This window comes from Streptomyces sp. NPDC050147 (assembly GCF_040660195.1).
In the GTDB taxonomy this organism is placed as follows: Bacteria; Actinomycetota; Actinomycetes; order Streptomycetales; family Streptomycetaceae; genus Streptomyces.
The window spans coordinates 248,736-273,619 of the sequence record NZ_JBFALJ010000003.1; the positions used below are offsets into that span (position 1 = coordinate 248,736).

General features: G+C 71.2%; 23 protein-coding genes. 20 read left to right on the forward strand and 3 right to left on the reverse strand.

The window, feature by feature from the left end; genetic code table 11:
- Positions 1–70 precede the first annotated feature (70 nt).
- The 8 genes from AB0I94_RS07685 (at position 71) to AB0I94_RS07720 (ending at position 8,999) form a co-directional block, all read left to right on the forward strand.
- Entirely contained in the window at positions 71–1,567 is a 1,497-nt protein-coding gene (locus AB0I94_RS07685) for a sugar ABC transporter ATP-binding protein (RefSeq protein ID WP_363308522.1), read from the forward strand.
- Positions 1,564–2,604: an ABC transporter permease gene (locus AB0I94_RS07690; protein ID WP_363308523.1), complete on the forward strand. Its 1,041-nt coding sequence runs from the start codon at positions 1,564–1,566 to the stop codon at positions 2,602–2,604. Before AB0I94_RS07685 ends, AB0I94_RS07690 begins: the two co-directional genes overlap by 4 nt.
- Positions 2,597–3,595 carry an ABC transporter permease gene (locus AB0I94_RS07695; RefSeq protein WP_363308524.1) on the forward strand — a complete coding sequence of 333 codons (999 nt, stop codon included), beginning with the start codon at positions 2,597–2,599 and terminating at the stop codon, positions 3,593–3,595. Before AB0I94_RS07690 ends, AB0I94_RS07695 begins: the two co-directional genes overlap by 8 nt.
- Positions 3,596–3,653: 58 nt before the next feature.
- The gene (rhaS, locus tag AB0I94_RS07700; RefSeq protein WP_363308525.1) at positions 3,654–4,769 is read left to right on the forward strand and encodes a rhamnose ABC transporter substrate-binding protein; all 1,116 of its coding nucleotides are present in this window, start codon (positions 3,654–3,656) and stop codon (positions 4,767–4,769) included.
- Positions 4,770–4,826: 57 nt separating this feature from the next.
- Positions 4,827–5,843 carry a LacI family DNA-binding transcriptional regulator gene (locus AB0I94_RS07705; protein WP_363308526.1) on the forward strand — a complete coding sequence of 339 codons (1,017 nt, stop codon included), beginning with the start codon at positions 4,827–4,829 and terminating at the stop codon, positions 5,841–5,843.
- Between the two features lie 127 nt (positions 5,844–5,970).
- Positions 5,971–7,296, forward strand: coding sequence for an alpha/beta fold hydrolase (locus tag AB0I94_RS07710; protein ID WP_363308527.1), 1,326 nt, complete (start codon positions 5,971–5,973; stop codon positions 7,294–7,296).
- A gap of 39 nt (positions 7,297–7,335) precedes the next feature.
- Positions 7,336–8,088 carry a PIG-L deacetylase family protein gene (locus AB0I94_RS07715; RefSeq protein WP_363308528.1) on the forward strand — a complete coding sequence of 251 codons (753 nt, stop codon included), beginning with the start codon at positions 7,336–7,338 and terminating at the stop codon, positions 8,086–8,088.
- Between the two features lie 74 nt (positions 8,089–8,162).
- Entirely contained in the window at positions 8,163–8,999 is an 837-nt protein-coding gene (locus AB0I94_RS07720) for an enoyl-CoA hydratase/isomerase family protein (RefSeq protein ID WP_363308529.1), read from the forward strand.
- An 89-nt stretch (positions 9,000–9,088) separates the two neighbouring features.
- Here the strand turns inward: AB0I94_RS07720 and AB0I94_RS07725 are convergent, their stop codons facing one another.
- Together AB0I94_RS07725 and AB0I94_RS07730 are read right to left on the reverse strand one after the other, a co-directional pair.
- Complete coding sequence (locus AB0I94_RS07725) at positions 9,089–10,027, reverse strand: SDR family oxidoreductase (protein ID WP_363308530.1); 939 nt, start codon at positions 10,025–10,027, stop codon at positions 9,089–9,091.
- A 92-nt stretch (positions 10,028–10,119) separates the two neighbouring features.
- Positions 10,120–11,169, reverse strand: coding sequence for an NAD(P)/FAD-dependent oxidoreductase (locus AB0I94_RS07730; protein WP_363308531.1), 1,050 nt, complete (start codon positions 11,167–11,169; stop codon positions 10,120–10,122).
- A 78-nt stretch (positions 11,170–11,247) separates the two neighbouring features.
- On the opposite strand from AB0I94_RS07730, the gene AB0I94_RS07735 reads away from it, so the two are divergent.
- From AB0I94_RS07735 to AB0I94_RS07790, 12 genes are all read left to right on the forward strand, one after another.
- Complete coding sequence (locus tag AB0I94_RS07735) at positions 11,248–11,883, forward strand: XRE family transcriptional regulator (RefSeq protein ID WP_363308532.1); 636 nt, start codon at positions 11,248–11,250, stop codon at positions 11,881–11,883.
- 79 nt (positions 11,884–11,962) lie between these two features.
- On the forward strand, positions 11,963–12,931 hold the full coding sequence (locus AB0I94_RS07740) for an NADPH:quinone oxidoreductase family protein (RefSeq protein ID WP_363308533.1): 969 nt from the start codon (positions 11,963–11,965) through the stop codon (positions 12,929–12,931).
- Complete coding sequence (locus AB0I94_RS07745; RefSeq protein ID WP_363308534.1) at positions 12,928–14,109, forward strand: acyl-CoA dehydrogenase family protein; 1,182 nt, start codon at positions 12,928–12,930, stop codon at positions 14,107–14,109. Before AB0I94_RS07740 ends, AB0I94_RS07745 begins: the two co-directional genes overlap by 4 nt.
- Positions 14,106–15,233 (forward strand): acyl-CoA dehydrogenase family protein, encoded by a 1,128-nt coding sequence (locus AB0I94_RS07750; RefSeq protein ID WP_363308535.1) that lies wholly within the window; start codon positions 14,106–14,108, stop codon positions 15,231–15,233. The genes AB0I94_RS07745 and AB0I94_RS07750 overlap by 4 nt, the downstream gene beginning before the upstream one ends.
- Before the next feature lie 125 nt (positions 15,234–15,358).
- Positions 15,359–16,954: an ABC transporter substrate-binding protein gene (locus tag AB0I94_RS07755; protein ID WP_363308536.1), complete on the forward strand. Its 1,596-nt coding sequence runs from the start codon at positions 15,359–15,361 to the stop codon at positions 16,952–16,954.
- A 32-nt stretch (positions 16,955–16,986) separates the two neighbouring features.
- Complete coding sequence (locus AB0I94_RS07760; RefSeq protein WP_363308537.1) at positions 16,987–17,952, forward strand: ABC transporter permease; 966 nt, start codon at positions 16,987–16,989, stop codon at positions 17,950–17,952.
- Positions 17,945–18,823, forward strand: a complete 879-nt coding sequence (locus tag AB0I94_RS07765; protein ID WP_363308538.1) for an ABC transporter permease — start codon at positions 17,945–17,947, stop codon at positions 18,821–18,823. Before AB0I94_RS07760 ends, AB0I94_RS07765 begins: the two co-directional genes overlap by 8 nt.
- Before the next feature lie 86 nt (positions 18,824–18,909).
- Entirely contained in the window at positions 18,910–19,824 is a 915-nt protein-coding gene (locus AB0I94_RS07770) for an ABC transporter ATP-binding protein (protein ID WP_363308724.1), read from the forward strand.
- Positions 19,817–20,491, forward strand: coding sequence for an ATP-binding cassette domain-containing protein (locus AB0I94_RS07775; RefSeq protein WP_363308539.1), 675 nt, complete (start codon positions 19,817–19,819; stop codon positions 20,489–20,491). The genes AB0I94_RS07770 and AB0I94_RS07775 overlap by 8 nt, the downstream gene beginning before the upstream one ends.
- A 126-nt stretch (positions 20,492–20,617) precedes the next feature.
- Entirely contained in the window at positions 20,618–21,475 is an 858-nt protein-coding gene (locus AB0I94_RS07780; protein ID WP_363308540.1) for a phosphatidylinositol-specific phospholipase C/glycerophosphodiester phosphodiesterase family protein, read from the forward strand.
- A 135-nt stretch (positions 21,476–21,610) separates the two neighbouring features.
- Positions 21,611–21,805, forward strand: a complete 195-nt coding sequence (locus AB0I94_RS07785; RefSeq protein WP_190081791.1) for a hypothetical protein — start codon at positions 21,611–21,613, stop codon at positions 21,803–21,805.
- A 98-nt stretch (positions 21,806–21,903) separates the two neighbouring features.
- The gene (locus AB0I94_RS07790; protein ID WP_363308541.1) at positions 21,904–23,484 is read left to right on the forward strand and encodes a hypothetical protein; all 1,581 of its coding nucleotides are present in this window, start codon (positions 21,904–21,906) and stop codon (positions 23,482–23,484) included.
- A 31-nt stretch (positions 23,485–23,515) separates the two neighbouring features.
- Here the strand turns inward: AB0I94_RS07790 and AB0I94_RS07795 are convergent, their stop codons facing one another.
- Positions 23,516–24,700 (reverse strand): phosphodiester glycosidase family protein, encoded by a 1,185-nt coding sequence (locus AB0I94_RS07795; RefSeq protein ID WP_363308542.1) that lies wholly within the window; start codon positions 24,698–24,700, stop codon positions 23,516–23,518.
- Positions 24,701–24,884 lie beyond the last annotated feature (184 nt).

The window sequence follows — 24,884 nt, forward strand, 5'->3', positions numbered from 1 at the left end:
GTTTAGCTTCCCTGAAAATTGTTTGAAACCTTTCACGCCGCATGCCCTTCGTGACCGATCGGTGCTACCTATGAGAGAGCCCCCCGTCCTTGCCGTGCAGGGCCTGAGCAAGTCCTTCGGGGCCGTGCGCGCCCTGCACGACGTCTCCTTGGAGCTGTACGCCGGTGAGGCGCACGCCCTCGCGGGCGAGAACGGCGCAGGGAAGTCCACCCTCATCAAGACCCTCGCCGGGGTCCACCGGCCGGACGCGGGAGAGCTGTCGCTCGACGGGTCCCCGGTCGTCTTCCACGGCCCGGGCGACGCCAGGGACGCGGGCGTCGCGGTCATCTACCAGGAGCCGACGCTCTTCCCCGACCTCTCCGTCGCGGAGAACATCTTCATGGGGCGCCAGCCACGCCGTTCCTTCGGCCGCGTCGACCACCAGGCCGTGCACGCCGCGGCCGACGCGCTCTTCAAGCGCCTGGCCGTCGACCTCGACCCCGAACAGCCCGCACGCGGCCTGTCCATCGCCGACCAGCAGATCGTCGAGATCGCCAAGGCGCTCTCCTTCGACGCCCGAGTCCTGATCATGGACGAGCCGACAGCGGCGCTCACCGGCAGCGAAGTGGCCCGCCTCTTCGGCGTCGTCCGTACCCTGCGCGAACAGGGCGCCGCGGTGCTTTTCATCTCGCACCGCCTGGAGGAGATCTTCGAGCTGTGCCAGCGCGTCACCACGCTGCGGGACGGCGGTCTGATCGCGAGCGAGCCGCTCGAAGGGCTGACCGAGGACGATCTCGTGCGCCGCATGGTGGGCCGTGACCTCGACGAGCTCTACCCGAAGCAGGACACAGAGGTGGGCGACGTCGCCCTCAGTGTTCGCCGGCTGACCCGGGAGGGCGTCTTCACCGACGTCTCGTTCGACGTGCGGCGCGGCGAGATCGTCGGTCTCGCGGGGCTCGTGGGGGCCGGACGCAGCGAGGTCGCGCGGGCCGTGTTCGGCATCGACCGGTGGGACGCCGGAACTGTCGAGGTGCAGGGGAAGAAGCTGATCAATGGAGCCCCCAGCATCGCCATGGCGGCCGGGCTCGCGCTCGTCCCCGAGGACCGGCGGGCCCAGGGCCTGGTGATGGACATGTCGATCGAGCGCAACATCGGGCTCACCGGACTGCGTACGACGGTGCGCGCCGGCCTCATGGACCGCGGCGCCGAGCGCAGCCGCTCGCTCGACTGGGCGGTGCGGCTCCAGGTGAAGTACGCGCGCATCGCCGACGCCGTCTCCACCCTGTCCGGCGGCAACCAGCAGAAGGTCGTCCTCGCCAAGTGGCTGGCCACCAAGCCTCAAGTGCTGATCGTGGACGAACCGACCCGCGGCATCGACGTCGGCACCAAGGCCGAAGTGCACCGTCTGCTGTCCGAACTCGCCGCCGACGGGGTCGCGGTCCTGATGATCTCCTCCGACCTGCCCGAGATCCTCGGCATGGCCGACCGCGTCCTCGTCATGCACGAAGGCCGGCTCACCGCCGAGATCCCACGCGCGCGGGCGACCGAGGAGTCCGTGATGGCGGCCGCCACAGGGAGGACGGCATGAGCGTGACCACCCAGAGCCCGGCACCCGCCGTGGACCCCGAGAAGGCCGGGGGCACGCGCCTGGTGGACCGCGTCTTCAAGATGCGCGAACTCGCCATCCTCCTTGTCTTCCTGGTGATGATCGGCATCACCCAGGCGGGCAACAGCGAGTTCCTGTCCGAGCAGGGCATCAAGGACCTGCTCCTCAACGCGACCATCCTCGTCCTCGTCGCCACCGGTCAGGCCCTCGTCGTCATCACCCGCAACGTCGATCTGTCGGTCGGCTCGACACTCGGCATCAGCGCCTTCGCCGCCGGCAATCACCTCCAGGGCGGCGGCGACCCGACGGTCGCGATCCTCCTCGCCGTCGCGCTCGGCGTCGGCTGCGGACTGCTCAACGGGGCGCTCGTCAGCCTGGGCCAGGTGCCCGCCCTCGTCGTGACGCTCGGCACCCTCTACGTCATCCGGGGCATCGACTCCATCTGGGTCGGCTCCCGGCAGATCACCGCGTCCGACCTGCCGGACGGATTCGTCGACTTCGGCTCCGGCGGGATCTCGGCGGTGCCGTACCTGGGTCTTATCGCGCTCGCCGTCCTCATCGTGGTCGCGTACTACCTGCGGCACTTCGGCGGCGGACGCGAGCTCTACGCCCTCGGCTCCAACCCCGAGGCCGCCCGGCTCGCCGGCATCCCGGTCCGCAAGCGCATCCTCGCCGCCTACACCGCGTGCGGGGCGCTCGCGGGGCTCGCCGGTGCGCTCTACCTGGCCCGCTTCGGCAACGTCGACTCCGCCACCGGCAACGGCTACGAACTCACCGTCGTCAGCGCCGTCGTGGTCGGCGGCGTCGTCTTCACCGGCGGCTCGGGGAGCGTCTACGGAGCCGCGCTCGGCGCCCTGCTCCTGACGTCCATCAACAGCGTGCTCCCCGCGCTGGGCGTCAGCTCCGTGTGGGTGCTCGCCATCAACGGCGTGCTGCTCGTCCTGGCCATCGCCGTCGACCGGATCGTCGCCCTGCGCGTCGCCAAGGCCCTGAAGAAGAGGAACGCCCGCCATGGCTGACTCCCACCGGCTCAACGTCACGCGCGCCGTCCGCTGGGACACCGTTGTCGGCGCCCTCCTTGTCGTACTCCTTTTGATGTCGTTCTCCTTTGTCGACGGTTTCGGGAACGCCCTCAACCTGTCGTTCCTCATCGGCAACACGCTGCCCATCGCGCTGATAGCCCTGCCGATGACCCTTCTCGTCGTCTCCGGAGAGATCGATCTGTCGGTGGCCTCGACAGCGGGGCTCTCCGGAGCCGTGATGGGCGCGCTCTGGAACGCCGGTATGGCCATCGAGACGATCATCCCGCTGGTGCTCCTCATCGGAGTCCTCTGCGGCCTCGTCAACGGCCTTCTGGTGACCCGCCTCGGACTTCCCTCGCTCGCCGTGACCATCGGCACCATGGCCGCCTACCGCGGCATCGCACAGATCGTCCTCGGTTCCGACGCCGTGACCGACTTCCCCTCGCAGTACCTGGACTTCGCGGCCGGACGCATCGGAGACACCTTCCTGCCGTACGCCTTCCTGCCCTTCCTCGCCCTCCTTGCGATCGCCGTCGTCGTCCTGCACGCCACGCCCTTCGGGCGCTCGCTCTTCGCGATCGGCGCCAACGAGGAGGCGGCGCGTTTCGCCGGTGTCCGCGTCAAGCGGCACAAGCTGTGGCTGTTCGTCGCCACGGGCCTCATGGCCTCCCTCACGGGTGTCTTCTGGGCCCTGCACTACGCGAGCGCCCGTTATGACAACGCCACCGGACTCGAACTGTCCGTCGTCGCCGCCGTCCTGCTCGGCGGCATCGACTTCGACGGCGGCAAGGGCACCCTCGGCGGGGCGATCGCCGGAGTCTTCCTGCTCGGCGCGCTGCAGAACGCGATGAGCCTGCTCAACGTCTCCGCCCAGTCGCAGATCGTCGTCACCGGCGTGCTGCTCGTGGTGTCCGTGCTCGGGCCGCGCGTGGCCCGGCAGATCGCCGTCGCCAGAGCGGGCCGCCGCGCCGCCGCTCCCGCCCGCTGACTCTCGTCGCCCGCCCGCTGACCCCTCGTACCGTCCGCACGTCCGAAAGGGACCAACGATGCTCTCTCCCCGCCGATCCCACCGTCGATCTGTCCGCCGCTCCGCCCTCACCCGCGCCTGCGTGACCCTCGCAGCCGTCACCTCGCTCGCCCTCACCGCCACCGCCTGCGGAGGTACCACCAAGGAGACCTCCAAGAACGACGACGCGGGCAAGGCCTCGAACGCCAAGGCCGACCCGAACGCGCCCACCAAGAAGGGCCTCACGGTCGCCTTCCTGCCCAAGCAGGTCAACAACCCGTACTTCACCGTCGCCGACAAGGGCGGCGAGAAGGCGCTCAAGGACCTCGGGTCGTCGTACAAGGAGACCGGTCCCAACAGCGCCACCGACACCAGCGGGCAGGTCTCTTACGTCAACACGCTCACCCAGCAGCAGGTCGACGCCATGGCCGTCTCCGCGCAGGACCCCGGCGCCCTGTGCACCGCCCTCAAGCAGGCCATGAAGAACGACATCAAGGTCGTCACGTACGACTCGGACACCAACCCGGGATGCCGTGACGTGTTCGTGTCGCAGTCCAGTGCCGAGGCGCTCGGCCGCACCCAGGTGGAGCTGCTCGGCAAGCAGCTCGGCTACAAGGGCGACATCGCGATCCTCTCCGCCGCCCAGACCGCGACGAACCAGAACACCTGGATCCGCTACATGAAGGACGAGCTGAAGAAGCCCAAGTACAAGAACATGAAGCTGGTCAAGACCGCCTATGGCAACGACGACGCCCAGCAGTCCTTCCAGCAGACCCAGGGACTCCTCCAAGAGCACCCGAAACTGGCCGGGATCATCTCTCCGACGACCGTCGGCATCAAGGCTGCCGCCCAGTACCTTTCGGGATCGAAGTACAAGGGCAAGGTGAAGCTCACCGGCCTCGGCACGCCCAACGACATGCGTCAGTACGTGAAGAACGGCACCGTCGAGGGGTTCGAGCTGTGGGACCCGGCCAAGCTCGGCGCGCTCGCCGCGCACACGGCGGTGGCCCTGAAGTCCGGCCAGATCACCGGCAAGAAGGGCGAGAAGTTCGAGGCCGGAGACCTCGGCAGCTTCACCATCGGTGACAAGGGAGTCGTCGATCTCGGCGAACCGACCGTTTTCGACAAGAAGAACATCGACCAGTACAAATTCTGAGGGGATCGCACGCGGCGGTGCACAAGGCACCGCACGCGCAACGGAACAAGGGGACGCATGGTCGGCATCAAAGACGTGGCGAAGCACGCCGGCGTGTCGGTGGGCACCGTGTCGAACGTGATCAACCGCCCGGACGTCGTCTCCGAAGAGACACGCCACCGGGTGCAGTCCGTGATCGACCGGCTCGGCTACGTCCGCAGCGAGTCCGCGCGGCAGCTGCGGGCGGGCCAGAGCCGCATCATGGCGCTCCTCGTGCTCGACATGGGCAACCCCTTCTTCGTGGACGTCGCGCGCGGCGCCGAGCGGGCCGCGCGCGACGCGGGGCTGCGCGTGATGATGTGCAACAGCGGACAGAGCCCCTCCGAAGAGGCCGAGTATCTGGCGCTCTTCGCCGAACAGCGGGTACGCGGCGTCCTGCTGACCCCGGCGGACGCGACGGGACGGAACATCGAGGCGTTCCGCAGGCACGACATTCCGTTCGTCCTGGTCGACCGTGTCGCCGAGGGCGCCACCGAGTGCTCCGTCTCCGTGGACGACGTCCTCGGCGGGGCGCTCGCGGTGAGCCACCTCGTCGACGCCGGGCACCGCGGCATCGCGTACGTGAGCGGCCCGCCCGGACTCAACCAGGTCAAGGACCGCAGACAGGGGGCGCTGCAAGCCCTCGCGGAAGCCGGACTGCCGGCTTCGGCGCTTCGGGAGCTGCCCACCGAACGCCTTGATGTGGCCGCCGGGCGTGACGCGGGCGCCCGTGTCCTCGGCCTCGCCGAGCGGCCGACCGCCGTCTTCTGCGCCAACGACCTGCTCGCTCTCGGGGTGCTGCAGGCGATGTACGCGGCAGGGGTGAGCGTGCCCGAGGACATCGCCATCGTCGGCTACGACGACATCGAGTTCGCCGCCGCGGCCGTCGTGCCGCTCACCTCGGTGCGCCAGCCCGCCGTCAAGATGGGCGCGATGGCCGCGGAACTCCTCCTGGAGGAGACCGAGTCGGACGCCGGCCCCGACGACCATGATCATCGGCGCGTGGTGCTCCAGCCGGAGCTGGTGGTGCGGCGCTCCAGCCTCACGCCCCGCTGAGCCGGGCCCGTGGCCCCCGCGCCCGCCTGACCGCTCCCGGGACCCTGGCGCCCGGCTGACCGCGCCTGTGGCGGGTGTGCTGAACTGGGGCGGAGTGTCCCCTTACGTATGCCGCCCAGGAGCCCTCTTGACCGCCGTCACCGCCACCGCCTCCTACCGTCAGCCCGGCGTCGTTCTGACCGACCACCGCTTCTCCGTGCCCCTGGACCACGACGACCCGGCGGGGGAGCGGATCGAGGTGTTCGCCCGCGAGGCCGTGGCGAGCGCGCACGGCGAGCACGGGGGCGCCGCCCTGCCGTGGCTGGTGTATCTCCAGGGCGGCCCGGGATTCGGGGCCAACCGGTTCGTGGGCAAGGAGGCGTGGCTGGGCAGGGCCCTGCAGGACTACCGGGTGCTGCTCCTCGACCAGCGCGGCACCGGCAGCTCCACGCCTGCGACGCGTCAGACGCTCCCGCTGCGCGGCGGCCCCCGCGAACAGGCCGACTACCTGACGCGTTTCCGCGCCGACTCCATCGTCCGCGACTGCGAGCTGATCCGGCGCGAACTGACCGGCGGCGCCCCCTGGACCGTCCTCGGCCAGAGCTTCGGCGGCTTCTGCGCGACCCACTACCTCTCGGCGGCCCCCGAAGGACTGCACACCGCCCTCATCACCGGCGGCCTGCCCACACTCGACGGCCACGCGGACGACGTCTACCGCGCCGCGTACCCGCGCATGGAGCGCAAGAGCGCCGCCCACTACGCCCGCTACCCCCAGGACGTCGAGCGCGCCCGGCGCATCGCCGCACACATCGCCGAGCACGAGCCGGTCCTGAACGGCGGCTACCGGCTCACCGTCGAGGCGTTCCAGTCCCTCGGCATGCTGCTCGGCATGGGCGACGGCAGCCACCGCCTCCACTACCTCCTCGAAGACGCCTTCGTGCGGACCCCGGCGGGGCACACGCTCTCCGACGCGTTCCAGGAAGCCGTACAGGCCCACCTCTCACACCGAGGCCACCCGCTCTTCGCGCTCCTGCACGAGACCATCTACGGCCAGGGCGGGCGGCCCACCGACTGGTCGGCCCAGCGGATGCGCGGCGAGTTCCCGCAGTTCGACCCGGGCAGGGCGCTCGCCGGGGACGCGCCGCTCCTCTTCACCGGGGAAGCCGTTCAGCGCTGGCAGTTCGACTGCGACCCCGCCCTGCGGCCGCTGCGCGAGACCGCCGACCTCCTTGCCGCACGTACCGATTGGCCGCCCCTGTACGACGCGGCACGCCTCGCCGCGAACGAGGTGCCGGCCGCCGCGGCGATCTACCACGACGACATGTACGTCGACACCGGTCACTCGCTGCGCACCGCCCGCTCCATCCGCGGCCTGCGGACCTGGGTCACCGACGAGTACGAGCACGACGGGCTGCGGGTGGGTTCACCGCGTGTCCTGGACCGGCTCCTCGCCCTTGCCAGGGGCGAGGCCTGAGCCCTCCGCGTCGGGGTCCCGCGAAGCTAGGCTGCGGGCATGACAGAGCCGTTGAACGAGAACGACCAGCTCACGCCCATGCCCGAGGACTGGCAGCGGGCCCTCGCCGTCGTCGCCCACCCCGACGACCTGGAGTACGGGTGCTCGGCCGCGATCGCCGGATGGACGGACGGCGGGCGCGAGGTCGCCTACCTCCTGGCCAGCCGGGGTGAGGCGGGCATCGACACGCTCGACCCCGCCACCTGCGCCCCGCTGCGCGAGCGCGAGCAGCGGGCGAGCGCGGCCGTCGTCGGCGTGTCCACCGTGGAGTTCCTCGACCACAAGGACGGCGTGATCGAGTACGGGACGGCGCTGCGCCGCGACATCGCCGCCGCGGTCCGCAGGCACCGGCCCGAGCTGGTGATCACGCTCAACCACCGCGACACCTGGGGCGGCGTCGCCTGGAACACCCCCGACCACGTCGCCGTCGGCCGCGCCACCCTGGACGCCGTGGCGGACGCGGGCAACCGCTGGATCTTCCCCGAGCTGATCGAGGAGGACGCGCTCGAACCCTGGGACGGCGTGCGCTGGGTGGCCGTCGCCGGTTCCTCGTCGCCCACGCACGCGGTGGACGCGACGGCCGGACTCGAACGCTCGGTGCTCTCGCTCCTGGAACACCGCACGTACATCGAGGCGTTGACGCAGGAGGACCCGGAGAAGTACTGCCGTGAGTTCCTCACCGGCAACGCGCAGCGGGTGGCGGCACGCTTCGGCGGGAAGCCCGCGGTGTCCTTCGAGGTCTTCAGCCGCTGAGCCACCGCCACTAAGCTGACGGCGCGTCGCATCGCTGACGGGGCGTCAGAAACGTAGGCAGGGGCTGGTACTGGATGATCGACACCATCGGCACGGACATCCCGGAGGGTGAGGAGCGGCTGCGCCTCGACATCGAGGACGGCCTGGGCATCCTCACCCTCTGCCACCCGGACAAGCTCAACGCGTGGAGCTGGGAGTCCACGCGCCAGCTCGGCGTCTTCGCCGACCGGATCCGCTTCGACGACTCGATCAGGGCGGTGCTGCTGCGGGCGGAGGGGCGGGCGTTCTGTGCGGGGATCGACGTCTCGGCGCTCAATGGCGGTGCGATCGAGGGACGTTCGGGTTCCGAGCGCACACGCAACTACTACGAGGGCCTGCGCTGGGTCCATGAACGCTTCCGCACGTTCGCACGCCTCCCGCAGCCGGTCGTCGCCGCCGTGCAGGGGTACTGCCTCGGATTCGGCTTCGAACTCGCGCTGATGGCGGATGTGCGGATCGCGTCCGACGACGCGGTGTTCGCGCTGCCGGAGGCGCAGATCGGTGTCGCGGTGGACGCCGGCGGTGATCTGCGCATCGCGCGCGACGCGGGAGCGGGCTGGGCCAAACTGCTCTCGCTCACCGGCCGCCGCATCGACGCCGCCACGGCCGAACGACTGCGGCTGGTCCAGATCGTCACGCCGGTGGACGAGTTGACCAAGACGGCCCGGGAAGTCGCCACGGAGATCGCGTCGAACGCCCCGCTGGCCGTCCAGGGCATCAAGCGGGGCATCGACGCGTACGCGGACGCGGGGATGGACGCCGCTCTCGACCGCGTGGCGATGAACGCGGCGATCACGCTGACGTCGGAGGACTCACGGGCCGGGTACAAGGCGAAGGGGGAGCGGAGGGCGGCCACGTTCGAGGGGAAGTAGGCGGCGCGGCTGCCGGGGAGCGGGGCGGGGCGGGGTCCGGCGGGGGTGCGGGGAAGTGCATCGTCTCGCCAGCCCTCGAAGTCCTCTCGCTAGCCCTCGAAGGGGCCGCGCCCCATCTGTTCGCGTACCGTCACCACCTCCGGACTCACCAGGCCCCGTCGCTGCCAGTTGGCGCCGTCCACCACCAGGGTGTGGCCTGTGATGAAGCGGGCGTAGGGGGAGGCGAGGAACGTCGCGGCCCAGCCCAGTTCACGTGGCGCGCCCACGCGCAGGGCGGGCTGGCGGCTGGCCTTGTCCTGGACCCGGTCGAGGTTGCCCCTGATGTCCGAGGTCATGTCCTCGTGCGGCATCAGCCCCGGCACCAGGCCGTTGACCTGGATCCCGTACGGACCCCACTCCACCGCCAGGCTCTCGACGAGGCTCTGCACGCCCGCCTTGGCCGCCGCGCTGTGCGCGAAGCCGGGGCCGCCCGTCCACGCGTACGACGCCCCGATGTTGATGACGGAGCCGGGCGTGCGCGCCGCGAGATGGCGGCGGCCGAACTCCCGCGTCATGAAGAACGTCCCGGTCAGCGTGATATCCACGACCGAGCGCCACGCGTTCGGGGACATGTCCTCGGCGGGCACGGGGAAGTTCGCCGCAGCGTTGTTGACCAGGACGTCCGGCAGGCCGTACGTCTCTTGCGCCGCGTCGAACACCTCGGCGACGCGGTCCGGGTCCCGGATGTCGCACGGGGTGGCCGCCACCCGACCGCCGAGGCCCGCGAGTTCGTCCCGCGCCGCCTTCAACCGCTCCTCCGTGCGGCCGGCGATCACCAGGTCCGCCCCGAGCCGCGCGAACTCCGTGGCGATGGCCTTGCCGAGGCCGGAACCGCCGCCGGTGACCAGGACGACCGCTCCCTCGTACGTGCCGGGTGGCAGCGCGCTCGCCCCCGACGGGGCGGGTGGGGGCAGGCCGGGCAGTGCGCTGCCCGGCCCGTCGAATGCCACGCCCTCCCCGTCGGATGCCACGGTCTCGTCGTCGGTCATGCGCGCGTTCCTTCCGTCGCGTCGTGTCCGTCGTGCGCGCATCGATACCGCGTCCGGGACGAAAGCTCCATGCCCGGAGGGGAATCGGGCGTTCAGTGGGTCAGGCCGTGCACCCGGTGGCCGCCCACCGCGGCAGCCACCTGAGCCTCCGCCTCCGGTGTGAAGACCCCTGCCCGCCGCCGGTCCGCTGTCGCGTCGATGTCCCGCATGACGAGTTCGGCGTTGATCGTCACCCCGGCCCGGTAGCCCGCACTCGCCGCGTTGACCACCTGCTCCATGGGGCTCGCGGCGTTGCCGACCGCCCAGACGCCGGGGACGCTCGTGCGGCCCGTCTCGTCCACCGCCGGATACGGCCCGTGGGGGGTGTCCCTCATCTCGGCGCCGAGTGCGCCGAGTACGCCGACCGCGCCTACTGCCCCGATGAGGTTGTCACGGGGCACCGCCTTCGCAGCGACGAAGAGCACCGAGCGGGGGACCACCCGTCCGTCGGCCAGCCGCACGCCCACCAGCCGGTCCCCCTCGACCTCCAGACCCGCGACCTCGCCCTCCACCACCGAGACCCCGGCGGCCGCGAGACGCTCCCACTCGGCGTCCGGCAGGTCCGCGACGGTGTGCAGGAACAGCGTCACGTCCTTGGACCACTGCGTGACCAGAAGCGCCTGGTGGATGCCCATCGCCGGCGACGCGATCACCCCGAAGGGCTGGTCCCGCACTTCGTAACCGTGGCAGTACGGGCAGTGGAGCACGTCACGGCCCCAGCGCTCGGCGAGGCCGGGCACGTCCGGAAGCGTGTCGACCAGGCCGGTGGCGAGGACGACGCGGCGAGCGTGCACGCGACCGCCGTCCGCGAGATCGACCTCGAACTCCCCGGCGCCGTCGGGCCGTACGGCCGTCACGCGGTCCGCGGCGATCTCTACGCCATACGTCTCCACCTCCCGCCGCCCCGCGGCGAGGAACTCCGCAGGCGGCATTCCGTCACGCGACAGATAGCCCTGCATGTGCGCGGCGGGCGCGTTGCGCGGCTCACCCGCGTCCACGATCAGTACGCGGCGCCGGGACCGGCCGAGGACGAGTCCCGCGCTCAGTCCTGCCGCGCCGCCGCCGACGACGACCACGTCGTACGCGTTCTTCTTGCTGTTCATAGTGACCACCTCCACGCCGGACCGTCCCACCGAGCGTGCGGGATTGACAAGCAAGTTTGCTGATACTGCAATAGAGGCATGGAAGAGAACAGAGAAGAGAGCAGAGAAGGAAACAACGACGACGGTGCAGATCTGGACGGAGTCCTCGCCGAGGTGGGCCCCCGCCTTCGGAGAATCCGCAAGGAGCGCGGCGCGACGCTCGCGGGCCTCGCCGCCGCCACCGGCATCTCCGTGAGCACCCTCTCCCGCCTGGAGTCCGGCCACCGCAAGCCCAGCCTCGAACTTCTGCTGCCCATCGCCCGCGCCCATCAGGTCCCCCTGGATGAACTGGTCGGCGCCCCTCCCGTCGGTGACCCACGGGTGCGGGCCAAGCCGATCGTCCGGCACGGACGCACCATGTTCCCGCTGACCAGGCAGCCCGGCGGCCTCCAGGCGTACAAGATCATCGAGCCCGCCCGCTCCGTCCAGCCCGATCTGCAGACCCACGAGGGGTACGAGTGGCTGTACGTCCTGTCCGGGCGCCTGCGGGTCGTGCTCGCCGATCATGACGTGGTCCTCACGGCGGGCGAGGCCGCGGAGTTCGACACCCGGCTTCCGCACTGGTTCGGGTCCACGGGGGAGGGGCCCGCGGAGTTCCTCAGCTTGTTCGGGCCGCAGGGCGAGCGGATGCACGTCCGGGCACGGCCCTCACGGCAGAAGCCCGAAACGGACTGACGAGACGGTTCCCCTGCCTGCAAGCGACCGCTTAGTATGCGACCGAGCCCGGTCTACGAAAGCCCCGTGGAGGCCCCGCATGCAGGCATGGCAAGTGCACCAGAACGGCGAGCCGAGCGCGGTGATGCGCCTCGAAGACCTGGACCGGCCGGTGCCCGGCGAAGGGCAACTGCTGCTCAAGGTCCGCGCCGCCAACATCAACTTCCCTGACGCGCTGCTCTGTCGCGGGCAGTACCAGGTCACGCCTCCGCTGCCGTTCACGCCCGGCGTGGAGATCTGCGGCGAGACCGAGGACGGGCGGCGCGTGATCGCCAACCCCGCTCTCCCGTACGGCGGATTCGCCGAGTACGCGATCGCCGACGCGGCGGCCGTGCTGCCCGCGCCCGACGCCCTGGACGACGCCGAGGCCGCCGCACTGCACATCGGCTACCAGACGGGCTGGTTCGGCCTGCACCGCCGCGCGCACCTCCAGGAGGGCGAGACCCTTCTGGTGCACGCGGCCGCCGGCGGTGTCGGCAGCGCCGCCGTCCAGCTCGGCAAGGCGGCGGGCGCCAAGGTCATCGGTGTCGTCGGCGGCGCGGCGAAGGCCGAGGTCGCGCGTGAGCTCGGCTGCGACGTCGTCATCGACCGGCGTACCGAGAACGTCATCGGCGCCGTGAAGGAAGCCACCGGCGGCCGTGGCGCCGATGTCGTCTACGACCCCGTGGGCGGCGACGCGTACACGCAGTCCACGAAGTGCGTCGCCTTCGAGGGGCGGATCATCGTCGTCGGCTTCGCGAGCGGTGTCATCCCGACGCCCGCGCTCAACCACGCCCTGGTGAAGAACTACGCGGTTCTCGGCCTGCACTGGGGCCTGTACAACGCCAAGGACCCACAAGCGATCCTCCGCTGCCACGAGGAGCTCACCCAGCTCGCGGCCAAGGGCGCCATCAAGCCGCTCATCAGCGAGCGTGTGCCGCTGAGCGACGCGGCAGCCGCCGTCCAGCGGGTCGCCGACGGCGTCACCACGGGGCGAGTGGCCGTGGTCCCCGGGGGAGGAGTGGCATGACGGACGCCGCCGAACTGCGCAGTCGCGCCCAGGAGTTCCTCGCCGCGAACCCACCGGCGACGACGGAACGCGCGGCCTTCCTGAAGGCCCGCTTCGACGCCGGACTCGCCTGGGTGCACTACCCGGAGGGGCTCGGCGGGCTCGGGGCTCCGCGGACCCTGCAAGCCGTCGTGGACGCCGAGTTGGAGGCCGCGGGCGCGCCCGACAACGACCCGCGCCGCATCGGCATCGGCCTCGGCATGGCCGCCCCGACCATCCTCCACTTCGGTACGGAGGAGCAGAAGCGGCGCTTCCTGCCGCCGCTGTGGGTGGGCGAGGAGGTGTGGTGCCAGCTCTTCAGCGAGCCGGGCGCCGGGTCCGACCTCGCCGCCCTGGGCACGCGCGCCGTCCGTGACGGGGACTCTTGGGTGGTCAACGGGCAGAAGGTGTGGACGTCCGGTGCGCACGCCGCCCGCTGGGCCATCCTCATCGCCCGCACCGACCCGGAGGTGCCCAAGCACCGCGGCATCACCTACTTCGTCTGCGACATGACCGACCCGGGCGTGGAGGTGCGGCCGCTGCGGCAGATCACCGGTGAGGCCGAGTTCAACGAGGTCTTCCTCACCGACGTGACGATCCCAGACACGCACCGCTTGGGTGAGATCGGCGACGGCTGGAAGGTCGCGCAGACCACCCTCATGAACGAGCGCGTCTCCATCGGCGGCAGCCGTATCCCGCGGGAGGGCGGTCTGATCGGCCCGGTCGCCGAGACCTGGCGCGAGCGTCCCGAGCTGCGCACGCACGACCTGCACCAGCGGCTCCTCAAGCTGTGGGTCGAGGCCGAGGTCGCCCGGGTCACCGGAGAGCGCCTGCGTCAGCAGCTCGTCGCGGGGCAGCCGGGCCCGGAGGGCTCGGGCATGAAGCTCGGATTCGCCCGTCTGAACCAGGAGATCAGCGGCCTGGAGGTGGAACTCCTGGGAGAGGAAGGGCTGTTGTACGAGGACTGGACGATGCGGCGGCCCGAGAAGGTCGACTTCGCGGGCCGTGACGCGGGCTATCGCTATCTGCGGGCCAAGGGCAACAGCATCGAGGGCGGCACGAACGAAGTGCTGCTCAACATCGTCGCCGAGCGCGTGCTCGGACTGCCCTCCGAGCCGCGCACCGACAAGGACGTCGCGTGGAAGGACCTCGCCCGATGAGCACGCAGACCCCCCAGATCCCGCAGCCCGCGCAGCGCGACCTGCTGTACTCCGAAGAGGAAGAGGCGCTGCGGTCGGTGGTGCGCGGCCTCCTCGCCGACCAATGCGACGCCACCGCCGTGCTCGCCCGCACCGAGGCCGCCGAGCCGCACGACCGTGAGCTGTGGAAGGCGCTCACGGACGGCATGGGACTCGCCGGCCTGCTCGTGCCCGAGGACCTCGGCGGCCAGGGCGCCACGCACCGCGAAGCCGCCGTCGTGCTGGAGGAGTTGGGCCGCGCGGTGGCGCCCGTGCCCTATCTCACCAGCGCCGTCATCGCGACCGAGACGCTGCTCGCCTGCCCGGGTGACGCGGCGAGGGAACTCCTCAAAGCGCTCGCGTCGGGTCGCACGGTCGGCGTGCTCGCCGTGCCGCTGGCCACCGCTCCGGGTGGCGTGCTGCCCGACGTACGCGTGCGGGACGGCGCCCTGCACGGCAAGGTCACCGGTGTCGCCGACGCGGTCGCGGCTGATGTGCTTCTCGTCGCGACGGGTGCGGGGCTGTACGCGGTGGACGCGGAGGATGTCGGCGTGCGGGTCGAGCCGCAGACCGCGCTCGACCTGACGCGGCCGCTCGCCACGGTCACCTTCGAGGGGGCGCGTGCGCGTGAGGTCGGCCCGGAGTCCGCGCCCGCGGTACGGCGGGGGTTGCGGGCAGGGGCCGGGCTCCTGGCGTCCGAGCAGCTGGGCCTCGCCGACTGGTGCTTGACCGAGACCGTTCGGTACACGAAGGAGCGGCATCAGTTCAACCGGCCCGTCGGGTCCTTCCAGGCGCTCAAGCACCGTCTCGCACAGCTCTGGCTCGAGGTGGTCAACCTGCGCGCAGCGGCCCGCAACGCGGCCGACACCCTCGCCGCCGGAAGCGAGGACGCCGATGTCGCGGCGGCTCTCGCGCAGGCCTACGCGTCGCCCGCCACGGTGCACATCGCCGAGGAGGCGCTCCAGCTCCACGGCGGTATCGGCATGACCTGGGAGCACCCCGTCCACCTCTACCTGAAGCGGGCCAAGGCCGACTCCATCGCGCTCGGCACGGTGGGGCGGCACCGCGAGGAGCTGGCCGCCCGCGTGCATCTGCCGGCACCCTGACACCGCCCCGGCGGCCGAGCACCGTGATCCACTCGGTATGGACCGCACGTTTTAGCCACCCATTACATGAGGCATAATTGCGACCCGTTCGCAATAACGCTTGATCTTCAGTAGGGGTGTGGAGCATGAGGGCCCGATCGATACGGGGTACGGGCGCGGTGGCGGCGGCCGCCTCACTGGCGGTCGCCGCTTCGGCCTGTTCGGCGCCGGGCGACGGCAAGAACGCGGGCGGCGCCAAAGACTCCGCGGTCGTCGGCATCGCGTACGAACCGGACACCCTGAGCCCGCTCCTCGGCTACGGCAAGGACGGCAACTCCAAGATCTTCGACGGTCTGCTCACGCACGACGCCGACATGAAGCTCAAGCCCGCGCTCGCCGCCGAGCTGCCCAAGGTCGCTGACGACGGCAAGACCTACACGTACAAGCTGCGCGAGGGCGTCGAGTTCAGCGACGGGAAGCCCTTCACGTCCAAGGACGTCGTCTTCACCTACGAGACGATCCTCGACAAGAAGACCAATAACGCGGCCAAGACCGAGCTCGACGCCGTCAAGAGCGTCGAGGCCAAGGGCGACGACACGGTCGTCTTCCACCTCAAGTACCCCTACGCGCCGTTCGCCGAGCGCACCGTCCTGCCGATCGCGCCCGAGCACATAGCAGGCAAGCAGGACGTGAACACCGGCGAGTTCACCACCAAGCCGATCGGCACGGGCCCGTACAAGCTGGTGAACTGGTCCAAGGGCGAGAAGCTCACCTTCAAGGCCAACCCCGGCTACTGGGGCGGCGCGCCGAAGGTCAAGAACTTCACCATGGCGATCATCAAGGACGACGACATCCGCGCCACCCGGCTCGACGCCGGTGAGCTCGACGGCGCGATCCTGCCGCCCAACCTCGCCAAGAAGTACGCACACGACGGCAACAAGAAGTCGTACGCCGCCACCACCTTCGACTACCGCGTGGTGACCCTGCCCACCGGCAACAAGGTCACGGGTGACACCGCCATCCGGCGCGCGCTCGACACCGGCGTCGACCGCAAGGCGATGGTCGACTCGATCCTGGACGGCGCCGGCAAGGAGGCCTACGGGCCCGTGCCGACCGACAGCCCCTGGTTCACGAAGGGGACCGAGCGCAAGCACGACCTGGCTGCCGCCGAGAAGATCCTCGACAAGGCCGGGTGGAAGCCCGGCAAGGACGGCATCCGCGAGAAGGACGGCGTCCAGGCGACGTTCCCGCTCTGGTACCTCTCCGGCGACAAGCTCCGCCAGGACCACGCGCTCGCCTACGCCTCCGACGCCAAGAAGCTCGGCATCAAGGTGGAGGTCCAGGCGGGTACATGGGAGGTCATCGAGCCGCGCATGCCCAAGGACGCGGTCCTGGCGGGCGGCGGCTCCCCGGCCGACCCGGACTTCGACCAGTACACCCTCCTGAAGTCCTCGCTCGCCGGTGACGGCTTCAACAACATGGCCCACTACGACAACCCCAAGGTCGACAAGGCGCTCGACGAGGCCCGCGAGAGCGGCGACCACGCCAAGCGACAGGCCGCGTACGACACCATCCAGCGCGAACTGGTGAAGAACCCGGGCTACACCTTCCTCACCCACATCGACCACCTCTACGTCGTCGACAAGCGCTTCGGCGACCTCACCACCCAGATCGAGCCGCACGACCACGGCCTCGCGTCAGGACCGTGGTGGAACGTCGAGGACTGGCAGCCGAAGCAGTGAGGACCGCGCTCCAGAAGCTCCCCTGGGGGCCGATGGCGCGCATGACGGGACGGCGAGCCCTGTTCGCCGTCCCGGTCCTGCTCGCCGTGACCTTCGGCGTCTTCGCCATCGCCGCCGCTTCCCCCTTCGACCCCGTCAAGGCGTACGCGGGCACGGCCGGGCTCACCGCGTCCCAGGAGAACCTCGACCAGCTGCGTCGCAACCTCGGCGTCGATCAGCCCCTGGCGCAGCGCTGGTGGGAGTGGCTGACGTCGGCCGTGACCGGCGACCTCGGCGACTCCAGCACCCTGCGCCAGCCCGTGGCCGACGTCATCGGCGAACGCATCGGCTGGTCCGTGCTGCTCGCCGCCACCGCCTTCCTGCTCGCCATCCTCGTCGGCACCACGCTCGGCGTCCTCGCCGCGCGCCGCCCCGGCGGCTGGCTCGACCGTGCCGTGACCTCGCTCGCGTACACGCTCGAAGCCGCCCCGCCGTTCTGGATCGGCCTTCTCGCCGTCTGGCTCTTCGCCCTGAAGCTCGGGGTGCTGCCGTCCGGCGGGCTCACGGACACCGCGAGCTCGGCGGTGACCGCCGGGCAGGTCGCGAGCCACCTCGTGCTGCCCGCCGCCGTCCTGGCGATCTCGCAGCTGCCGTGGTTCGTCCTTTACGTGCGCCAAGGAGTCGGCGACGCACTGGGCGACGACCCCGTCCGCGGCGCACGCGCGCGTGGCCTCGCCGAACGGACCGTCCTGCTCGGGCACGCCCTGCGCTCGGGCATGCTGCCGGTGCTCACGCTGATCGGCTCCCGGGTGCCCGAGCTGATCACCGGGGCGCTCATGGTGGAGACCGTCTTCAGCTGGCCCGGCATCGCCGCGGCCACCGTGTCGGCGGCGACCGCCGTCGACTTCCCGCTGCTGGCCGCGCTCACCGTCCTCGCCACGGCGGCGGTGCTCCTGGGCAACCTCCTGGCCGACCTGCTGTACGGCCTCGCCGACCCGAGGGTGGGATTCGATGGCTGAGACGACGACCTGGCGCGCCTCCCTGGGGAGCGCCTCGAAGACTCGCTCCACGCGCGCGTGGCGGGTGCGCTCCTCGGGCGTGATCGTCGCGGCGGTCGTCCTCGCCGTCCTCCTCGTGCCGCCGCTGGTGAACCTCGACGAACAGGCCGTGAACCTCGCGGCCAAGCTGCAGCCGCCGTCCTGGTCACACCCCTTCGGCACCGACGACGTGGGACGCGACCTGCTGCTGCGCTGCGTCTACGGGCTGCGGGTCTCGCTTCTCGTGGGGGTGGTGGCGGCCGTCGTCGCCACCGTCATCGGCACGGCGGTGGGTGCGCTCGCCGCCGCGTCGGGCGGCTGGGTCGACCGGATCGTGATGCGGCTCGTGGACGTCTTCTCGTCCGTCCCGCACCTGCTGCTCGGCATCTTCATCGTGGCGATGTTCCGGCCGGGCGTGTGGCCGGTGGTCGTCTCCGTCGCGCTCACCCACTGGCTGTCCACGGCTCGTATCGTGCGCGCCGAGGTGCTCTCGCTGCGCTCACGTCCGTACGTCGACGCGGCCATCTCCGGGGGCGCGTCGCGGATGCGCGTGACCGTGCGGCATCTGCTGCCCGGCGTACTCCCGCAGGCCGGACTCGCCGCCGTCCTGATGGTGCCGCACGCCATCTGGCACGAGTCCGCGCTGTCCTTCCTCGGGCTCGGACTCCCCACCCACCAGGCGAGCCTGGGTACCCTCGTGCAGAGCGCGCGCGGCTCGCTCCTGGCGGGGGACTGGTGGCCGACCCTCTTCCCCGGCCTGTTCATCATCGTGCCCACCCTGGCGATCGCGGGCCTCGCGGGCGCCTGGCGGGAACGGATCAATCCCCGGCGCCGATCGGAGCTCATGCTGTGACCGAGCCCGTCTCGACCTCAACCCCCGCGTCCCCGTCCCTCTCGGCCCCCGTGCTCTCCGTACGTGGACTCTCCGTGCGGTTCCGCATGCGCGGCGACACCTTCGTCTCCGCCGTCACCGACGCCCACTTCGACCTGGCGGCGGGGGAGTGCCTCGCCCTCGTCGGCGAGAGCGGCTGCGGCAAGTCCGTACTCGCCTCGGCGCTGCTCGGACTCCTTCCGCAGAACGCGGAGACCGCCGGGTCCGCGCTCATCGGCGACGTGGACCTGCTGACCGCGGACGAGCGCACCTTGGCCCGCACGGTCCGCGGGCGGCGCGTCGGTCTCGTACCGCAGAGCCCGGCCGCGCACCTGACGCCGGTGCGCACGGTCCGCGACCAGCTGGAGGAGACCCTGCGCGAGCTGGCGGACGTGCGCCGCCCGCAGCTGCGCAAGGCCGCCGAAGCCGCCGCCGAGCGGGCTGCGTTCCCCGCCGGGCACCTGGACCGCTACCCGCACGAACTCTCCGGCGGACTCGCCCAGCGAGCCGCCACCGCGCTCGCGCTCATCGGCGACGCGCCGCTGCTGCTCGCCGACGAGCCCACGACGGGCCTCGACCGCGACCTCGTCGACCGCACGGTGGACGAACTGCGCAAGCACGTCGGGAAGGACCGCGCGCTGCTCCTGATCACCCACGACCTGGCGGCCGCCGAGCGCATCGCGGACCGCGTCGCCGTGATGTACGCGAGCCGCATCGTCGAGCTGGCCGACGCCGAGGACTTCTTCGGCGCCCCCGGGCCCCGGCACCCCTACGCCCGCGGCCTCCTGAACGCCCTCCCCGAGCGGGAGTTCACGCCGATCCCCGGCATGCCGCCCGAACTCTCCGCGCTGCCGCCAGGATGTGCGTTCGCCGCGCGCTGCCCCGCGGCCGACGAAGCCTGCGCGGCCGTGCCGCAGGCCGTGGCCGGAGTCGCCTGCCACCACCCCCGTACGGCGGCCGTGCTGGAGGCACCCCGTGCTTGAACTCCTGTCCGTCACCGCTGGATACGACCGCCGCGCCCCCGTCATGCGCGGCGTGGACCTCACCCTCGCGCCCGGCGCCTCCGTCGGCCTTCTCGGCCCCAGCGGCTGCGGCAAGTCGACCCTGGCCCGGGTCGCCGCCCTGCTGCACAAGCCCGACGCGGGCCGCGTCGTCATCGACGGTGAGCCCGCCCACGGCTGGCGGCACCGCGCCCCCCGCGCCCAGCGCACGGCCTTCGGTGTCGTCTTCCAGCAGCCCCGCCTCTCCGCCGACCCACGGCTGACCCTCGCGGCCCTGATCGCCGAGCCGATGCGCGCGACCGGGCGCGGCAACGAAGCCGCCGGACGTGTACGGGAGTTGGCGGCCACGGTCGGCCTCGGCGCGGACCTCCTGGGACGCAGGCCGCACGAGGTCAGCGACGGCCAGCTGCAGCGCGCCTGCCTGGCCCGCGCCCTGGTGCTCCGCCCGCGCTGGCTGATCTGCGACGAGATGACGGCGATGCTCGACGCCTCGACGACGGCGGCTCTCGTGCACGCCGTGGAGGAGTACCGGCGGGAGAGCGGCGCCGGACTGCTCGCGGTCGGCCACGACCGGGTGCTCCTGGAGCGGTGGTGCGAGCGGACCGTCCACTGGGCCGAGCTGGTGAGGGAGGGGCCGCGGGGCACGTGATGTGGCCGCGGTGAACGAAGGGCGGCGATAGCGCCAACTCCCGTCGCCAAGGGGTTTCTTGACGCGAGCATGGCCTCATACTCACTGAGGCCCGCCCGTCGTCCTCTGCCCTTTCCGGGAGTCTCCGTGGCACTCATCACCCGTCGTAGAGCCCTCACCATCGGCGCCGCACTCGCCGGCACCGCCGCCGTCCCCGCGTACGCCCAGGCGAGCGAGCGAGGACACCACCCCCGCCCGCTCGTCCGCGCCCACGCGCACAACGACTACGAGCACCCCCGGCCCCTGTTCGACGCGCTCGACCACCGCTTCGGCAGCGTCGAGGCCGACATCTACCTCGTCGACGGGCAGCTCCTGGTCGCGCACGACCCGATCGACCTCGACCCCACCCGCACCCTCGCATCGCTCTACCTGGACCCCCTGGCGACCCGCGTCCGCGCCCACCACGGCTCCGTGTACCGCGGTCACCACCGCACCCCCTTCCAGCTCCTGATCGACATCAAGACCGAGGGCGCGGCGACGTACCTGGAACTCGACCGGCAACTGCGGCGCTACCGGCACCTGTTCACCACGTACTCCCACGGCAAGGTGCGCCGCGGACCCGTCACGGCGGTGATCTCCGGCGACCGGGCCGCCCGCGCGCCCATGGAGGCCCAGCGCGTGCGCCGCGCTTTCTACGACGGCCGCCTCGCCGACCTGGGCAGCGCGGCGCCCGCCTCGCTCATCCCGCTGATCAGCGACAACTGGACGCTCAACTTCAGCTGGCGGGGCGTCGGCGCGATCCCCGCCGCCGAGCGCGCCAAGCTGCGCGGCATCGTCACAGCCGCCCACAAGCGCGGGCAGCGCGTCCGCCTCTGGGCGACTCCCGACCTGGCGGGCCCGGCACGGGACGCGGTGTGGGGTGAGCTCCTCGCCGCGGGCGTCGACCACTTGAACACGGACGACCTGGCCGGTCTCGAGGCGTTCCTCGACGCCCACGGGCAGTAGGCGACGGCTCGGCCAGAGCAACCTCTCGGCAGATAACACCCGTTCGGAGGACATGCCGGTCGCCCGGACGGTCCCTCCGCTGCGCCACACTCGGCCCAAAGCCGCGATGTTGACGTGGCGGAGGAGGTTGACCCCATGGCCGTCTCGGTCTCTGTGGTGCTGCTGCTCGTGATCCTGGCAGTGGTCTTTCTGCGCAACGGCGCGCTGAAGTTCTCGCACGCCCTGGTCTGTGCGCTGCTCGGCTTCTATCTGGCGAGTTCGAGCATGGCGCCGACCATCCACAACGGGGTCACAGCTGCCGCGGACATCGTCAGCGGCCTGCAGCCGTGAGCCTGCAGCCATGAGCCTTGGGCCGTGATCGTTGCGTGTTCATGAACAACTGTCACCTTTCCATGGACACTTCAAGGCGCTGCCCCTAGCTTCGGCCCATGCCGCGTCGCAGAACCCTCAGCAGCGCCCTCGCCCTGACCGCTCTCACGGTCTCGGCCGCCTCCTTCGCGCATCCCGCCCAGGCGGACGACATACCGAAGGCGCCGGGGCACCGGCTCGTCGACCAGTACACCGGCACACCCGCCGACGCTCGCCCGCTCCCCGGCGAACAGCCGCCCCAGCACCCGTTTCTCGCCGCCAACGGCCGCAGTGGGATGCACGCGGACGCCGCGGGCAGCGGGACGTACCCCTGGAACGGCCCGCTGGGGAAGAAGCCGAAGGTCAGCAGCGAGAAGATGGCGGCGCTCGGGGGCGAGTGCGCCACCGTGACCTTCGACAGGGACGGCCGCATCGTCACCGTCTGCGGCACGTTCACCGGCTTCCTGGTCAAGCTGCTCGACCCGGACACGATGGCGACGCTCGCCGAGTACAAGCTCCCGCAGCGCCCCTCCACCGTCGAGGCCATCACGCGCCTGGACTTCTCGAAGATCTTCAAGGACACCTCGGGCGGCGCCTACTCCTACCTCGACGACCAGGACCGGCTCGTCCTCGCCGACTCCCGCCAGCACATCGTCCGGCTCGCGCACGAGCAGAGGGCGGACGGCAGTTGGCGCTTCGTCGTGGACCAGGACTGGGATCTGACGGCGCATGTCCCGCACGACTGCGTGACCTGGTCAAATCTCTACCCGAGTGGCGAATGTGACCCGGTCACCTCGGTGATGCCCGACTGGGACGGCCGCATCTGGTGGGTGACCCGGCAGGGGCGCGTCGGCACCGTCGACCCGAGGTCCGGTGACGTCCGCTCCGTCCGGCTGGAGGGCGAGGAGATCCAGAACTCGTTCTCCGTCGCCGAGGACGGCGTGTCGATCGTCTCCGACCACGCGCTCTACAGCTTCCGTGCCGCCGAGGACGGCACCCCGAAGGCCGTCTGGCGCCATACGTACGACCGCGGAACGGGCACCAAGCCCGGTTCGGTGAACCAGGGCTCGGGTACGACCCCCGACCTCTTCGGTCAGGGCGGCGACGACTACGTGGCGATCACCGACAACGCCGACGACCGGATGAACGTCCTCGTCTACCGCCGGGGCGACGACGTCGCCGACGACAAGCGGCTCGTCTGCAAGGTCCCGGTCTTCCGCTCCGGCGCGTCCACCACCGACAACTCACTGATCAGCTGGGGCAACAGCCTCGTCGTCGAGAACAACTACGGCTACGAGAACATCACGTCGCTCACCTTCGGGCGCAGCGTCGTCGGCGGCGTCAGCAGGATCGACGTACGCGAGGACGGCAGCGGCTGCGACACGGTGTGGGAGAGCGATGTCCGCGCTCCGTCGAACGTGCCCAAGCTGTCCACCGCGTCCGGACTGCTGTACTTCTACACGAAGGAGCCGAGCAGCCTCGGCATCGATGCGTGGTACCTGACGGCCGTCGACTTCCGCACCGGCGAGGCCAAGTGGAAGCGGCTCGCCGGCACGGGCATCGCGTACGACAACAACTGGGCCCCGGTGACCCTGGGCCCCGACGGAACGGCGTACGTGGGCGTGTTCAACGGCCTGGTGGCGGTGCGGGACACCGAGTGACCCTCCCGGCGCCCCGGCGCCCCGGCTTCGGTCAGCCCCCGGAGAACACGCCGATGCCGTTCGGCACCGGGCGTTCCACGCCGCCGCTGGGGTGGTTGCGTACGGTTACGGCTTCCGCGCCCGGGAGCTTGGCGACCAGCGTGGCGGACGAGACCAGGGTGGAGGAGCCGCCGCCGTCCAGACTGAAGCCGTCCTGCGCGCCCAACCCCTTCAACGTGTCGGCCACTTCGGCGATGGTCAGCCCCGTACGGAACTCGGGTGAGCCGTCCAGGGACAGGAGCAGGAGGCGCCGGCCGTCGTCGGAGATCCCGACAGCGGTCCGCACGGCCGACGTGACCGCGTCGAGGCCGGGCAGCGGGGCGCCGTCGCGCAGGACGGGGAAGCCGCCCAGCGCGAAGCGGAACGGAGTGCGCGACTCGGCCGCCACCAGGCGGTGCCTGACCTGCACCCGGTCGCCCGCGGAGAGCTTGCGCAGCTCCTGGGCGCCCGCCTCGCGCCCGACGAGGACCGTGGCGCCGTAAGCCACCGGACCACTGCCGGGTGTGTCCGCGGACGCCACGACACGGCCGCCGCGCACCGTCACCTCATGGGTGTCCGTGCTGCACGGAGCGCCGCGGTTGGTGTCGGTGCCGCAGGTGGAACGCACCCGCGAGGTGCTGCCCCAGTCGCTGGTGAAGGCACCGACGGAACCCACCGGGAGGGCGTACTGATTGAGCCCGCCGAGCGGCAGCCGCGTCTGCTGGGTGCGTACTTCACCGTCGAGGTGGAGGCTGTCCAGGCGGGCCCGGCCGTCGTAGCCCACGCCGAGCACGGCCTCCGTGGTCACACCGGGAGGCATCGCGGGTCCGAAGCGCTGCCCGTTCGGCACCGCCGCCTTGAGGGCCCTGCCGCGTGCGACCGCGGGGCCGACGGGCGCGCCGGTGGGCTGGACGCCCGGATGCTGGGTCTCGGAGATGTTGAAGAAGTCGCCGTTGATCCCGCCGACCGCCCCCGCTGCGTCCGCGAGCGCGGAGACGACGGAGCGGGCGCCCACCGCACCCGGATAGAGCAGCCCGACGCTCGTGTGCCGGTTGCTCAGATCGACGTCCAGTACGTGCGCGCGGGCCTTGCCCTGCGAGGCCGCGATGTCGAACTGCCGGTACTCCACGCCCGGCGCGATCCGTGTGGAGGCCGTCTTCCCGTCCGCCTCCACGCCGCCGGCCGGTGCCGCTCCCATCAGAGCCGCACCGGCCAGCGTGCCGAATGCCGTCAATGCCGAGAGCGCCGCTCTCGCCGTTCTGAACCGTCCCAAGATGTGCTTGCGCCGTGCTGCCACCCATGCCCCCTGAAGTCTTCCTGCCCATCAGTCGCCCCAGTCTGAGGGTCGGTCAGAAAGTGCACCAGAGGGCAGCGCCGGACGG

Coding starts and splice junctions, on each gene's coding strand:
- AB0I94_RS07745 (WP_363308534.1), top strand. CDS start 12,928: ATGACGGACGCCGCCGAACTGCGCAGTCGCGCCCAGGAGTTCCTCGCC.
- AB0I94_RS07685 (WP_363308522.1), top strand. CDS start 71: ATGAGAGAGCCCCCCGTCCTTGCCGTGCAGGGCCTGAGCAAGTCCTTC.
- AB0I94_RS07795 (WP_363308542.1), bottom strand. CDS start 24,700: ATGGGAGCGGCACCGGCCGGCGGCGTGGAGGCGGACGGGAAGACGGCC.
- AB0I94_RS07730 (WP_363308531.1), bottom strand. CDS start 11,169: ATGAACAGCAAGAAGAACGCGTACGACGTGGTCGTCGTCGGCGGCGGC.
- AB0I94_RS07765 (WP_363308538.1), top strand. CDS start 17,945: ATGGCTGAGACGACGACCTGGCGCGCCTCCCTGGGGAGCGCCTCGAAG.
- rhaS (WP_363308525.1), top strand. CDS start 3,654: ATGCTCTCTCCCCGCCGATCCCACCGTCGATCTGTCCGCCGCTCCGCC.
- AB0I94_RS07715 (WP_363308528.1), top strand. CDS start 7,336: ATGACAGAGCCGTTGAACGAGAACGACCAGCTCACGCCCATGCCCGAG.
- AB0I94_RS07770 (WP_363308724.1), top strand. CDS start 18,910: ATGCGCGGCGACACCTTCGTCTCCGCCGTCACCGACGCCCACTTCGAC.
- AB0I94_RS07785 (WP_190081791.1), top strand. CDS start 21,611: ATGGCCGTCTCGGTCTCTGTGGTGCTGCTGCTCGTGATCCTGGCAGTG.
- AB0I94_RS07725 (WP_363308530.1), bottom strand. CDS start 10,027: ATGACCGACGACGAGACCGTGGCATCCGACGGGGAGGGCGTGGCATTC.
- AB0I94_RS07720 (WP_363308529.1), top strand. CDS start 8,163: ATGATCGACACCATCGGCACGGACATCCCGGAGGGTGAGGAGCGGCTG.
- AB0I94_RS07690 (WP_363308523.1), top strand. CDS start 1,564: ATGAGCGTGACCACCCAGAGCCCGGCACCCGCCGTGGACCCCGAGAAG.
- AB0I94_RS07790 (WP_363308541.1), top strand. CDS start 21,904: ATGCCGCGTCGCAGAACCCTCAGCAGCGCCCTCGCCCTGACCGCTCTC.
- AB0I94_RS07750 (WP_363308535.1), top strand. CDS start 14,106: ATGAGCACGCAGACCCCCCAGATCCCGCAGCCCGCGCAGCGCGACCTG.
- AB0I94_RS07695 (WP_363308524.1), top strand. CDS start 2,597: ATGGCTGACTCCCACCGGCTCAACGTCACGCGCGCCGTCCGCTGGGAC.
- AB0I94_RS07740 (WP_363308533.1), top strand. CDS start 11,963: ATGCAGGCATGGCAAGTGCACCAGAACGGCGAGCCGAGCGCGGTGATG.
- AB0I94_RS07735 (WP_363308532.1), top strand. CDS start 11,248: ATGGAAGAGAACAGAGAAGAGAGCAGAGAAGGAAACAACGACGACGGT.
- AB0I94_RS07755 (WP_363308536.1), top strand. CDS start 15,359: ATGAGGGCCCGATCGATACGGGGTACGGGCGCGGTGGCGGCGGCCGCC.
- AB0I94_RS07705 (WP_363308526.1), top strand. CDS start 4,827: ATGGTCGGCATCAAAGACGTGGCGAAGCACGCCGGCGTGTCGGTGGGC.
- AB0I94_RS07760 (WP_363308537.1), top strand. CDS start 16,987: ATGGCGCGCATGACGGGACGGCGAGCCCTGTTCGCCGTCCCGGTCCTG.